Raw genomic sequence first — 12,566 nt, forward strand, 5'->3', positions numbered from 1 at the left:
ATTTCTCCTGATTTATCGCTTATTTGTTCATGTCTTTAGCGTTGTACTGGAAGTAACGGCTCAGGATATCCAGTTCGTTTTCACTGATATTGGTGCGAGCTCCCATCCCTTTTGCTACTGAAGGCCAGGCGTTGAGCGTGAAATGATTCGCCGGAATTGGCGCATGGCAGCCCGCGCAGTACACATTGTCGAGTTTGCGCGCGTAATCCCACATCGGTTCACGGCTGGCGAGAGCGGAACCGCTCCATTCACCCTGCAGCACGACATCTCGCCACACATTGCCGTAATCATCTTTTTTCCAGTCGGAGAGGATCTTCAGCGATTGCTGACCTTTTTCACTCAGGCTGGCAAGAATCAAACGCTGTCCTGCCGCGTAGTAAATGACCTGTTCATTTCCCTGCATCTGGCTACCGCGAATCTCGACCTGTCGCGTATTGTCCGTTGTTTTCAGAACCTGCATTTTTGTTGCCGGGTAAACGGTTCCCAAATCGCCCAGCGCAGTGTTGCTTACGGCATAAAGCTCTGTTGCCGAAGCAGGGGTGGAGGCTGACTGCGCTTCAAGCCCTTTGAGCGCGCTGTCATCCATTTTTATTTCAGGTGGGAAATGGGCGACGCCTTTGTGGCAATCAATACAGGTTTGCTTTTCCTCAATGCCCATTTTGTGCATTTTCTGGGCCTCCGCGCTTTGTGCGGCAAGATCCATCGCGTCCATGCTGTGACAGCTACGGCAGGTCGCAGAATCGCTCGCTTTTAGCTGTGCCCAGACGGTTTGCGCCATCTCCAGACGGTGTTCTTCAAATTTTTCTGGGGTATCGATTTTTTTGGTTATGAACTGATGATAAACATCTTTTGAGGCCCGCAGTTTAGCCACCAGATAATCCAGACCGCCCTGGGGGATATGACAATCAGCACACTCTGCACGAATACCTTTCTGATTCTGAAAGTGAACCGAACCGGTATATTCCTCATACGGTGCCTGCATCGTATGGCACGATAAACAGAATTCCGTGCTTGAGGTTTTGTGCAACGTCCATTGCCCTGCCAAAACGATAACAGCACCAAGAACAATGCACAGCAGCATCGTCCCGAGGATGGTTTTATTTATTTTTCTCATCTTTTATTCCCACAAGACGAATACCCTTTAATAGGTAGACAATAATTACCCTAACGCGGTTACTTATTGATATTCATCAAACGCAGAGGGAAATGAGAATCAGCATGTGGGTAAGTTTGAAGGCGCTCGCATAATTAATACGAACGAAATTAAATATAAAATACCTTTTTAAATTCAGAGAATTAAACCAAATCCAAGGTTTAATTAACCATTAATCATGAAAACGTCAGAATAAAAGTTTGATGAGTGCTGAATGGCATTAAAATTATGCCCTTGGCAATAGTCGCTATATAACAAAATATACAATGAAAAAACATAAAAACGAACCCTTTTCTATTACGTGATAACACGTATTAATGAAGATCCCCCTCTTGTGGTTGTGCTCAGATATACATTCACGACAAGACTTGTGACACACAGCTATCATTGACGCGCATTTATGCATGCAACCTTGATCTGGTCACTTATTATACAAATTCGATTTTCGCTACACTCTGGGTAGAGGTAAACAAACAGGAGGTAGTGAATATGTATCGCTCAATTCTGGTACCCATTGATATCTCTGAAACCGATTTAACCCGCCATGTTGTTCCACAGGTCCAGGCGCATGCCAAAACCGCTAAGGTCCACTTTTTAGCCGTTATTCCTACCGTTCCGTTCTATGCCTCGCTGGGGCTGGCTTACTCAACAGAATTCCCGGACAGAAGCGGTCTGCAGGCCAAGGCCAGCGAAAAACTCGAAGAGATTATTAAGCAGTTCAATATTCCTGCAGGCAGGAGTCAGACTCACGTCGTTTACGGCCCGCCGAAGGATCAGATCCTCAAACTGGCGGAGGCGGTAGACGCTGAGCTTATCGTCATTGCCTCACATAAGCCTGGTTTTAGCACTTATCTGCTGGGTTCAACGGCGGCTGCCGTAGTACGCCATGCAAAATGTCCCGTGCTGGTTGTGCGGTGATAGGGTCAAAATGGGGGCGAATTTGCACTAACGTTTATAAGTTAAGCATTCTTGAGAACATGTGATTCTTACTCAGGGTTCCGTTCACCTCAGCGGTAAATGTAGCAATATACCGGAGGCAACAGATTCATTGCCTCCGGATGTCCCACTCTCAGTTACTCATTACGCCCATTCATTTTCGCTAAAATGACAAGCATTAGAGCGAATGTATTCCCGTTGTTCTGTGGCTTAGGCCATCACTCAGTTCTGAATATCCAGCCTGACCAGTGCCAGCAACAGCTGACTCAGCGCACCGTAGAAACCAAAGTCATCATAGCGGCGGCATTTGGCGGTGAATTCCGGTAACCAGCGTAACAGCCCCGCCAGCGTTTCTCTGCGCAGCGCATCAATACGCTGGCGGCTAAGCCCGGACTCTCCCAGAGAAAAATGCAGATGACTCAGCAGTTCGATAAAAATTGCCAGATGATCGGCTGACTCGCTAAACGTTTCGCTTACCTGCATGCCAGCATCGGCTAACAATCGTTTAATGACCCCGTAATTCGGCCCTCCTTCAAGATGGGCCGACGCATAGGGTAACGCCGCGTGTTTTTCCGACATCAGAAACAGGCTACAAAAATCAGCCGCCAGTTCGAGGGTTGCGTCCTCACGCACCTGAAGCGCAGCAATTTTCTCCTCCAGCTGAAGGACTTCCGCTTCAAGCGACGGTTCACCTTTTAGCACCGCGAACCACTCAGCCATTTCGCTGGACTGCAAAAGTGCCAGGCTGTCATCGTCACGTTCCCGGGAAAACAACTGCGCCAGCCAGGCGTAAACGCAGGCCATCTGTTCTGTTGTAAGGGAAGAGTGTTTTATCATGACGATACCTTCTCCGCCGGAACATATTCGCACTGCGCCACCATTTTTATCGGGCCGCTAAACGCCGTCACGTTATCCACCTTGCCGGTATATTTCTCAATTTCCACCAGCGTAGTATGAGCGCTGGTCGCCTGCGCCAGTTGAGACGTGCCGATATCGATTGTTAATACGTTTGGATTGCCGTATTTACACAGCGCCCCAGTTTCTCCGCCGTTATCAGGGTCGTACCAGGCACCTTCATGAATACGCGCCACGCCTGGCGAGTAGAGATCGGAGACAACCGCCCCGGCCAGTACTTGTCCACGTGCGTTAAACACACGGACAATATCACCGTTGCGAATCCCCCTGACGCTGGCATCCTGCGGGTTGATAAACACCGGCTCTTTACCACTTACCGCATAATGCTTACGCAGCGCTTCAGATTCACAAAGCTGCGAGTGCAGACGGAAATCAGGGTGAACAGATTGCAGATGCAGTGGCCAACGCTGCGACCCGGGTCCACCATGTGAGCGTTCGATTTTCTCAAACCACATCGGATGCCCCTGGCAGTCGTCATACTGCATACCGGCAATGGTTTTCGAGAAAATTTCGATCAATCCGCTCGGCGTGCCCAGCGGCTCAAGATCGGGGTCTTCGCGGAATGCCTGATGACGTACAAACATCTGCGGATGTTCGAACTCAACGTACTCTTGCTGATTCCAGAAAACGTCAAAAGCGGGGAGATGAACGCCGCGCCCTTTCCCCTGCTGGCTTCCTTCCTGCCAGATCCGTTTCAGCCACCCCATCTCATCCAACCCTTCGGTAAAGGCTTCTTCACGATTAAAGCGGCGGCAGAGATCGCGGAAAATATCGAAATCATTACGTGCTTCAAATTGCGGCTGCACCAACTGTTTCATGGCGATAATGCCGCGGTTGGAGTGGTTGCCATACTGGTCAAGATCGTTACGCTCAAACTGGGTCGTCGCGGGCAATACGATGTCAGCGAATCGACAGGTCGAGGTCCACTGATTATCGATGGCGATAACGGTTTCCAGCTTACGCCAGCCCTCAATAATACGATTGATCTGCTGGTGACGATGGAAAGGGTTGGTCCCGGCAAAAACGCACATCTTCAATGGCGGCAACTTGACGGTTTTGCCGTTCCAGTTAATTTGTTTACCCGGCTCAAGAATCGCATCGATAAAACGCGCGATCGGGATGGTGCTGCTGTACCCCTTATAATCAGTGCTGTCATGCACAGGAGGTACGGTGGTGGAGCCAGAAAAACCGCTCAGGATAATCCCTTTGCGGCTTGGCGTGCCCGCGCCGTTGTAGTGCCAGCCAAAGCCGAAGCCACCGCCGGGTAAGCCGATTTGTCCAAGCATTGAGGCCAGCACCACGATCATCCACGCCCACTGTTCCCCGTGCTGCATACGCTGGACGCACCAGCCGGCAATAATCTGCGTTCTTCCGCCCGCCATTTGCCGCGCCAGTTCACGAATCGTATCGGCATCAATCCCGCATATTTTTTCCGCCCACTGGGCATCTTTAGGCTGTCCGTCACTTTCCCCCAGCAGATAAGGCAGAAACTGCTCAAACCCTACGCAGTAGTTATCGAGAAAATGCTTATCGTAGAGCTTCTCGGTATAAAGCGTGTGCGCCAGCGCCAGCTGTAGCGGCACATCGGCCTGCGGATTCACGGCGACGTGTTTAACCTTGTCGCGGCCCAGGTAGTCGTGCGTCGAGGTGATGACCGGATCAACACTGATAACCGAGATCTCGCCGCGCGCCACTTTTTCTTTCAGTTGTTCGTAGTATTCATAAACATCATGATCCGGGCACCACCAGTTCGCCTGCTGGTTTTTAATCAGGTCGGAACCCCACAGCACAATCGTTTTGCTGTTTTTCAGCACCAGCGGCCAGGAGGTCTGCTGTTCATATACCTCCATTGACCCGACCACGCGCGGCAGAATCACCTGGGCTGCACCAGTGGAATAGTCGCCCCCGGTACTTACGCTGTTGCCGTGCAGCGCAATGGCGCGCGCCAGCATCCCCGAGGCGTTATGGAACATGCCGGTTGATTGCCAACCGCTGGCCGTCAGCAGCGCGCTCGGGCCATAGGTCTTCTGAATTCGCTCCAGCTCCTGATAGAAGAAGTCCAGCGCTTCATCCCACGAAACGCGCACAAAGCGGTTATCTCCACGCTGCGTGGTATCGCTCTGATGGCGTTTACGCAACCAGTCGACACGGACCATTGGATAGCGAATACGCGCCCCGCCATGCACGTGGTCCGGCAGTCCGGCGATCATTTTTGACGGGTACTTATCACGCTCAAACGGTTTGGCTTCAATAAAACGCCCATCAACCACGGTGGCGCGGATTGCCCCCCAGTGAGATCCGGTCAGGATCCCCTCTTTGACGCCAGTTCCCTGCACCTCTGCGGCGTTGGCGCTGCGCGGTGTGAGCAGCGAAGGTCCTAACATACCGGCGACGGTCAAGCCGCCCAACTGCAGTAGAAAACGACGGCGAGATGCCTGAAAGAGATCGTTATTTTTCATTGCTTTCTCCCTTATCGCCATGCGGCTTGTCCGTGGTGTCAGAGGCATTCATCTGCAGATATTTCAGTAAGGTACGTTCTTCACGTTTATCCAGACTGGTAAATCCAATCATGCCGTTCAACGTGCCAATCCAGCCGTTGGCGTCAAAGTGTTCTTTCTCAGGTGCGCCGTGGCACTGGTTACAGGTTCCGTTATAGAGCGAGTCGGCATAAGCCCAGATTGGCTTGATGTCGTTAACCATATCGCCCTTCTGCATCCAGGCGGTGGCCTGCAGCTTGCTCCACTGCGTATTCGTTTCCGCGACGGTCGTTTGCTCCAGGGTTTTCACGTGCTGCTGAATGTCGCCACGAATGGAGGCCACAAAAATGCGTTTACCCGGCAATTGCGCCAGCACGCGCTGACGCCCGTTACTCTCTGTCCAGCCCACAATTTCAATTTGCAGCCAGTCGCCGTCACGCTTTAACACTTTTACTTCAGAAGCAGGCAGCAGTGAGCCCGCAGGTTCTTTATCCCCTTTGGCGGCATAAATAGGTTTGATGTCCAGGGAATAAAGCGTATCGCCATCGTCGTTTGCGTTGGCGCGTAACTGGTCAAACTGCTTGCGGAAACCGCTGCTCATATCGGGAAGCTGATGCGCAATACCTTTATGGCAGTCAATACAGGACTGATTGTCCTTGGCCGCAATCTTCATCTGACGCGCAGCTTCAGGATGCTGTTTCGCGTGATCCATCGCATCATAGTTATGACAGGAACGACAGGTCGCGGAGTTGTTCTCCTTCATTCGCGCCCATTCGCGCTCCGCCAGCTCGGCACGTTTGGCTTCGAATTTCTCAGGAGTATCAATAGAGTGGGCAACAAAGGTCTGGTAAATATCGTTGCTGGCCTCCAGCTTACGTTTCACCATGCCAGGGATATCGGATGGAATGTGGCAATCATGACACTCTGCGCGCACCCCGGAGGCATTCTGAAAATGCGCAGACTGTTTATATTCTTCATAAACCGGCTGCATGCTGTGGCAGCTCACGCAAAATTCGGTTGAACTGGTTAATTTAATGCCAACGTGCGGTAAGACGATCAGCGCGATACCGACCACCATCCCGATGACGATCAGCGCCAACACTGACCAACGTGCGCTCGGTCTGAGCAGCGCCCTCCATAGTTTCCGCATAATAGCCCCTGTAAATATATGGTTTAGTTACAGAGGATCTTATTTCGCAAATGTGAACGGCAACACTGGTCAGGATGAATGGCTTACGGCACAATGTGAACAGATATGAACAGAAAGAGACAACAACCAGGATGTCGCATCACATTGTCATTGTTGAGGATGAACCCGTTACCCAGGCACGATTACAGGCTTATTTTGAACAGGAAGGTTATCACGTCTCGGTCACAGCCAGCGGAGCCGGCCTGCGTGAAATCATGTCACAACACTCTGTCGATCTTATTCTGTTAGATATCAATCTCCCGGATGAAAATGGCTTAATGCTGACCCGCGCCCTGCGTGAACGCTCAACGGTGGGGATAATTCTGGTAACGGGTCGTAGTGACCAAATTGACCGTATCGTTGGCCTGGAAATGGGGGCTGATGATTATGTCACCAAGCCGCTGGAGCTACGTGAACTGGTGGTGAGAGTGAAAAATTTACTCTGGCGTATCGACCTTGCCCGCGAGGCGCGACCGGAGGCTAAAGACAACTGCTATCAGTTTGCCGGGTATTGTCTGAACGTCTCCCGTCATACTCTGGAACTGGGCGACGAGGCAATCAAACTCACCCGCGCCGAGTATGAAATGCTGGTCGCGTTTGTCACCAATCCGGGGGAAATTCTCAGTCGCGAACGTTTACTGCGCATGCTTTCGGCGCGACGGGTAGACAATCCGGACTTACGCACCGTGGACGTACTGATCCGCCGTTTACGCCACAAGCTGCGGGCTGATTTACTGGTGACGCAGCACGGGGAAGGCTATTTTTTAGCGGCTGACGTGTACTGATACAGATAAACAGGACGGAATCCGCCGGGTGACAACGAGCACTTTACATGCTGGCTGTCGGCATTTTTCGGGGTGAGCACCAGGATCGGCGGACTGATATTTTCCGGCACAGGTTGTCCTTGTAATACTCTGATAGCCTGCTGAATCGCCAGGTCACCTTGCCAGACCATTTGATCGCTGGCAGCCATAATGATTCTTTCGCGTTTAAGCCCGCGATACACCTGATGCGACAGATAAAAAGAGACGACAGTTAACGGCGCGCCCTGATTGCGCTTCTCCCCCATTGCCGCTTCCGCAGCAATTGCCGTACCGGCCACCACGTCAACATCCGGGTGACGCTCAAGCATCTCCTGCAACAGATTACGCTGTATTTCAATATCATTATCGCCCAACGCCACATCCACGATGCGCACCTGACTGCCGGCAATCGCCTGACGGAACCCGGCCACCATCTCACGACTGCCCCCGGCGTCATCAGGTCCTGGCAATAATAAGACCTTTAGCGGTTTGCCCGCGCTCCACTTAACCAAATAGCGGCCTGGCTGATACCCCATCTGGAACCACGGAACCCCAACCCGGGCTTTTACCGTTGCTTCATGGATAGCATTCACCACCTCGATAACCGGTAGCGTGCCAACCTGTGCCTGCAAATCCGGAAAAGTCGTCGTGCTGCTGCCCAACAAAATGGCATCCGCGCCCCATTGCTGGCATTGAGCGATTTGTGATTTTTGCGTGTCGAACTGGCGATACCCTCCCGCCTCGAGCACCTTCAGGCTTACGCCGTATTTTTTCGCCGCCTCCAGCATGCCGTAATTCACGGAAAGCCAGTAGGAATCCTTCAGGCTGGGATACAGCGCGCACAGTTTCCAGACTTTGTTTGCAGTAACGTCCGTTAGCGGCTCCGGCACTGCCTGCTGGGTATCCGGCCAGCGCAGCAGTGCGGACCCGGTCGCGTGACCTAAGCCGGGAAAAAGTGTGATAAGCAGGAAAACCAATACGCGCATGATAGCCTCAACATTGATAAGGCTTTATCCTAGTTGCTTTCCTCTTTTGGACTCAACCTTTTTAATCTGTGGCGACCCGACAGTGAATTTATCTCTGACCAAACGACTGTGGATAGGCTTCGGGCTGATGGCGGCACTGACCCTCATTAGTACGCTGGTTGGCTGGTATAACCTGCGTTTTGTCAGCCAGGTTGAGCAGGCCAATACCCAGGCGCTGATCCCGACCATGGACATGGCGCGCCAGCTCAGCGAAGCCAGCGCCTGGGAACTGTTTTCCGCGCAGAATCTGACCACCGCAGATAATGAAAATATGTGGCTGGCTCAGGGGCGTATGTTAACCGCCCAAAGCCTGAAAATTACCGCTTTACTGAAAACCCTGCGCGAGCAGGGCTTTGATACGTCGGCCATTGAACAACAGGAAAAAGAGATCGCCCAGTCGTTAAGCCATCAGGGGGAGTTGGTTGGCGAACGTCTGAAACTGCGCGATCGGCAGCAACAGCTCAGCCAACATATTGTTGAGGCTACCGCCGACGTTGCCGAAATGGCGCGCGGTCAGGCCAGTAATGCCGCCACCTCGGCGGGCGCTACGCAGGCAAGCATTTATGACTTGATTGAGAGCCATCAGGGGCAGGCGGCGGAACACGCTCTCGACAGGCTTATCGATATCGATCTGGAATATTATAACCAGATGAATGAACTGCGCCTGAGCGCGCTACGCGTGCAGCAAATGGTGATGAATCTGGGGAATAACCAGGCGCAGAATAACCTTGCAGCGCTGGAAACCCAGCTTAATGCCGCCGTCAGAGTGCTTCACCGCCGACAAATACGCATTGAAGATCCGGTGGTACGCACTCAGGTTGCCGGCGCTGTAAATTCGATAAGCCGTTATGTCGATCTGCTGGCCCTGTATCGTCAGGATAATGACATCACCACCCGCTTACAGATCTTATCGCAGAACAATATCGAGCAATTTACCCGTTTCAGTAGCGAAGTGAGTCAGTTGGTAGAAATCATTGGCCAACGCAATCAGACCGGGCTGGCGCATCTCAAACAGGCCAGCCAGCGCGGGCAAACGCTGCTGCTGCTGTTAGGTGCGGTGTCATTGTGCTTGTTAATTCTCATTCTTTGGCGCGTAGTTTACCGCTCGGTCACGCGCCCGTTGGCGCAGCAAACCCAGGCGTTACAGCGTCTGCTTGAAGGTGATATTGACTCCCCATTTCCGGAAACAGCGGGCGTTCGCGAACTGGATACTATCGGGCGGTTGATGGATGCCTTTCGCGGTAGCGTTCACGCCCTTAATAGCCATCGCGAACATCTGGCCGCTCAGGTAAAAGCTCGCACCGCCGAACTGCGTTCTATGGTGTCGGAACACCGGCAGGCGCGGGCAGAAGCCGAAAAAGCCAACCAGGCAAAATCGGCGTTTCTGGCCGCCATGAGCCATGAAATACGCACCCCGCTGTATGGGATCCTCGGCACTGCGCAGTTGCTCTCAGACAATCCCGCTCTGGCGCAGCATCAGGAGAATCTGCGCGCAATCACCGACTCTGGCGAGTCTCTGCTGACCATCCTCAACGATATCCTGGACTATTCCGCCATCGAAGCGGGCGGAAAAAATGTGGCGATCGGCGATGAACCTTTTGAGCCCAGACCCTTGCTGGAAAGTACGCTTCAGCTCATGCATGGTCGCGTTGTGGGTCGCCCGGTCGTGCTGGTTACGGATTTTGCCGACGATGTCCCCGACTCCCTACGCGGCGATCCGCGCCGCATTCGGCAAATCATAACTAACCTATTAAACAACGCGCTGCGCTTTACCGATCGCGGACACATCACCCTGCGTAGCCGATGTAAAGACCAGGACTGGTATATTGAGGTTGAGGACACGGGATGCGGGATTGACCCTGTCCATCAGCGCGATATTTTTCAGCCGTTTGTTCAGGTTAGCGGTAAACGTGGGGGGACCGGGCTTGGACTCACTATCAGTGCCAGCCTTGCGCAGGCGATGCAGGGAGAACTGAGCGTCACCAGTACGCCGGGAGTCGGAAGCTGCTTTCGTCTGCGTCTGCCATTACGGGCTGGCGCGATGCCGGTAGCTAAATCCGTTCCACGTGCCATATCGTTACAGGGTTTACGCTTACTGCTAATCGAGGATAACCCCCTCACGCAGCGCATCAGTACAGAAATGCTCACCCTCAATGGCGCCCAGGTCACCGCTGCCGACAGTGCGGCTGCGGCGCTCACCATACTGCAGCAAGACGCCCAGTATAATGCCGCGCTGGTTGATTTTGATCTTCCGGATATCGACGGCATCACGCTGGCGCAACAGTTAACCCGCGAGTTTCCGACGTTAAAGCTAATAGGCTTTAGCGCACACGTCATCGACGAAACGCTAAGCCAAAGAACCAGCACCCTGTTTCGCGGCGTTATTCAAAAACCGGTTCCCCGGGATGAACTCAGTCGGCTCATTACCCATTATCTGCACGGTAACGCCCCTCTCCCGGTTGCATTAGAAAATGACAACCAACGGTTAGATACCCAACAATTAGCCGGGGATATCCAGCTAATGGGATGGCAAAAGGTGCACGAATGGTTAGCGCTCTTTAAGCAACACACCCTTCCTGTATTAGATGAGATTGACGCAGCGCGCGCAGCATGTGAGTACGAGAAGATAAAACGTCTGGCACATCAGCTAAAAAGCAGCTGCGCCAGCATGGGGATGCGTTCTGCCAGCAGGATGTGCGCAGCGCTTGAACAGCAGCCGCTAGCTGATTTTTCACTCAGAGAGGAAGTACAACTAAGTCTTACAGAAGTGGAAATGTGGTTGGCAAAAGAAAATTTGTCGCGATTAGCTGAAGCTGAACATCAGAAGTGACGTTGAAATGGTACGCCCTGTAGGATTCGAACCTACGACCTACGGCTTAGAAGGCCGTTGCTCTATCCAACTGAGCTAAGGGCGCATTGCGAAGTGATTACTTCATGCAGATGAAACGCGTGAATTATACGGTCAGCGCTTGCTGAGTCAATGCCTTTTGTTTCGGTTGCTGGCGAAGTGTACGAATGTTGATTTTTTCTGCTCGTTCAAAGGTATCCAGGAAATCACCTGGTAACAACTCAGCCCGCAAAACGTCAGATTTAGGGATACATGTATTTAGAATATTTATGATTTTGCTTAACATTCCTTTATCCCCTCTCCAGTGGTCAGGAACTCTTTAATGTTAAGTATCGCCATCAAGGAAGAAAACAGTCACTTCGAACATGGACTGAAAATCATCATCTCCCATCTGGCAAATCAGTGGCATCAGGAGATTAGCTTTTTACCTGTCGAAGATATCGATCGCGCTGAAATCGCGTTTATCTCACTGGATGAAGATTGGCTCAGCGCCGATTGTTACATGGTTCCTGTCCACACCAGGCGCCAACACCGGGTGGTCATCTGTAGCAAAAACGACAAAGATAAGCTGATGTTCCGCCCCTGCCTGTACATGTTGCCACTGATTTATCGGGAAGATGACGTCGACGAGATAACCAAAAAACTGGTCCTCATCCTGCAAAAACGCGCACTGCGCACTAGCGTGCCCGCGACTATCTGCCATTACTGCACCACCCGCAACTTTTCTATCGAAGAACGCCAGTTCTTAATGTTTCTCGCCAGCGGGTATACGTTAGCCGAAACGGCTCATCTGCTCTCAGTCAGTGATATCCAGGCCAAAGCGACCCGCCGCAGCATTATGAAAAAGCTGCATGTGAAAAACGATCAGCAATTCTTAAGATACATCCGCGCACATCTGAACTTTCTGCAAAATTAGACGGGGTATCTCTGCCTAATTTTTATTGAGAAATATCTCATCATGGATTAAGCATCGGCTCCTACTGTACCTGGCTTCAGGCTGCGAGAATAATCCGGCCATACTATTTCCGGGGTAACAAAAAGACACACCCGGTAATATTTTATCTAATCTCAGAGAGAGGTTGAACTGGATAAAACGATCTTTTGGGCATTGAGTAAGACATCAGAAAACTTCCGGCAGATTATTCTGATGGAGTACGCAATTGCCAGTCTGATGATTGTTGAAGCACTGAAACCCAACGGCACAAGTCAACTCACCTTTG

The 12,566-nt window shown here is 51.9% G+C and carries 10 protein-coding genes and 1 tRNA gene; 4 read left to right on the forward strand and 7 right to left on the reverse strand.

Features of this window, described 5'->3' with window-relative positions; translation table 11 throughout:
* Positions 1-19 precede the first annotated feature (19 nt).
* Positions 20-1,114, reverse strand: coding sequence for a NapC/NirT family cytochrome c (locus tag HV352_RS17375; RefSeq protein WP_016155916.1), 1,095 nt, complete (start codon positions 1,112-1,114; stop codon positions 20-22).
* Positions 1,115-1,642: 528 nt separating this feature from the next.
* Between HV352_RS17375 and uspF the strand changes: the two genes are divergently transcribed.
* Entirely contained in the window at positions 1,643-2,071 is a 429-nt protein-coding gene (gene uspF / locus HV352_RS17380) for a universal stress protein UspF (RefSeq protein ID WP_003021923.1), read from the forward strand.
* A gap of 240 nt (positions 2,072-2,311) precedes the next feature.
* Here the strand turns inward: uspF and torD are convergent, their stop codons facing one another.
* The 3 genes from torD to torC are packed head-to-tail and all read right to left on the reverse strand — an operon-like array spanning position 2,312 to position 6,631.
* Entirely contained in the window at positions 2,312-2,926 is a 615-nt protein-coding gene (gene torD, locus HV352_RS17385) for a molecular chaperone TorD (protein WP_016152140.1), read from the reverse strand.
* Complete coding sequence (gene torA, locus HV352_RS17390) at positions 2,923-5,463, reverse strand: trimethylamine-N-oxide reductase TorA (RefSeq protein WP_016152139.1); 2,541 nt, start codon at positions 5,461-5,463, stop codon at positions 2,923-2,925. Before torA ends, torD begins: the two co-directional genes overlap by 4 nt.
* A complete protein-coding gene (gene torC / locus HV352_RS17395; RefSeq protein ID WP_049271320.1) occupies positions 5,453-6,631 on the reverse strand; it encodes a pentaheme c-type cytochrome TorC in 1,179 nt (392 codons plus the stop codon). The genes torA and torC overlap by 11 nt, the downstream gene beginning before the upstream one ends.
* A 131-nt stretch (positions 6,632-6,762) precedes the next feature.
* Here torC and torR point away from each other — a divergent pair, with 131 nt between their 5' ends.
* Positions 6,763-7,455, forward strand: a complete 693-nt coding sequence (gene torR, locus HV352_RS17400; RefSeq protein ID WP_016152137.1) for a two-component system response regulator TorR — start codon at positions 6,763-6,765, stop codon at positions 7,453-7,455.
* Here the strand turns inward: torR and torT are convergent.
* Complete coding sequence (torT, locus tag HV352_RS17405; protein WP_181634936.1) at positions 7,428-8,459, reverse strand: TMAO reductase system periplasmic protein TorT; 1,032 nt, start codon at positions 8,457-8,459, stop codon at positions 7,428-7,430. The two genes, torR and torT, sit on opposite strands and share 28 nt — an antisense overlap.
* Positions 8,460-8,541: 82 nt before the next feature.
* Between torT and torS the strand changes: the two genes are divergently transcribed.
* Positions 8,542-11,328: a TMAO reductase system sensor histidine kinase/response regulator TorS gene (torS, locus tag HV352_RS17410; protein ID WP_181634937.1), complete on the forward strand. Its 2,787-nt coding sequence runs from the start codon at positions 8,542-8,544 to the stop codon at positions 11,326-11,328.
* A gap of 8 nt (positions 11,329-11,336) precedes the next feature.
* Here the strand turns inward: torS and HV352_RS17415 are convergent.
* Positions 11,337-11,413 (reverse strand) — tRNA-Arg (locus tag HV352_RS17415).
* Between the two features lie 39 nt (positions 11,414-11,452).
* On the reverse strand, positions 11,453-11,632 hold the full coding sequence (locus HV352_RS17420) for a hypothetical protein (protein ID WP_016152134.1): 180 nt from the start codon (positions 11,630-11,632) through the stop codon (positions 11,453-11,455).
* 36 nt (positions 11,633-11,668) lie between these two features.
* Here HV352_RS17420 and fimW point away from each other — a divergent pair, with 36 nt between their 5' ends.
* Complete coding sequence (gene fimW, locus HV352_RS17425; RefSeq protein WP_016155913.1) at positions 11,669-12,262, forward strand: fimbria biosynthesis transcriptional regulator FimW; 594 nt, start codon at positions 11,669-11,671, stop codon at positions 12,260-12,262.
* Positions 12,263-12,566 lie beyond the last annotated feature (304 nt).

The organism is Citrobacter sp. RHBSTW-01044 (assembly GCF_013781945.1).
GTDB lineage: Bacteria > Pseudomonadota > Gammaproteobacteria > Enterobacterales > Enterobacteriaceae > Citrobacter > Citrobacter braakii.

Bases quoted from the DNA above. Each gene is read 5' to 3' on its own strand.
- HV352_RS17420 (WP_016152134.1), bottom strand. From the start codon at position 11,632: ATGTTAAGCAAAATCATAAATATTCTAAATACATGTATCCCTAAATCT.
- torA (WP_016152139.1), bottom strand. From the start codon at position 5,463: ATGAAAAATAACGATCTCTTTCAGGCATCTCGCCGTCGTTTTCTACTG.
- torT (WP_181634936.1), bottom strand. From the start codon at position 8,459: ATGCGCGTATTGGTTTTCCTGCTTATCACACTTTTTCCCGGCTTAGGT.
- torR (WP_016152137.1), top strand. From the start codon at position 6,763: ATGTCGCATCACATTGTCATTGTTGAGGATGAACCCGTTACCCAGGCA.
- uspF (WP_003021923.1), top strand. From the start codon at position 1,643: ATGTATCGCTCAATTCTGGTACCCATTGATATCTCTGAAACCGATTTA.
- torC (WP_049271320.1), bottom strand. From the start codon at position 6,631: ATGCGGAAACTATGGAGGGCGCTGCTCAGACCGAGCGCACGTTGGTCA.
- torD (WP_016152140.1), bottom strand. From the start codon at position 2,926: ATGATAAAACACTCTTCCCTTACAACAGAACAGATGGCCTGCGTTTAC.
- fimW (WP_016155913.1), top strand. From the start codon at position 11,669: ATGTTAAGTATCGCCATCAAGGAAGAAAACAGTCACTTCGAACATGGA.
- HV352_RS17375 (WP_016155916.1), bottom strand. From the start codon at position 1,114: ATGAGAAAAATAAATAAAACCATCCTCGGGACGATGCTGCTGTGCATT.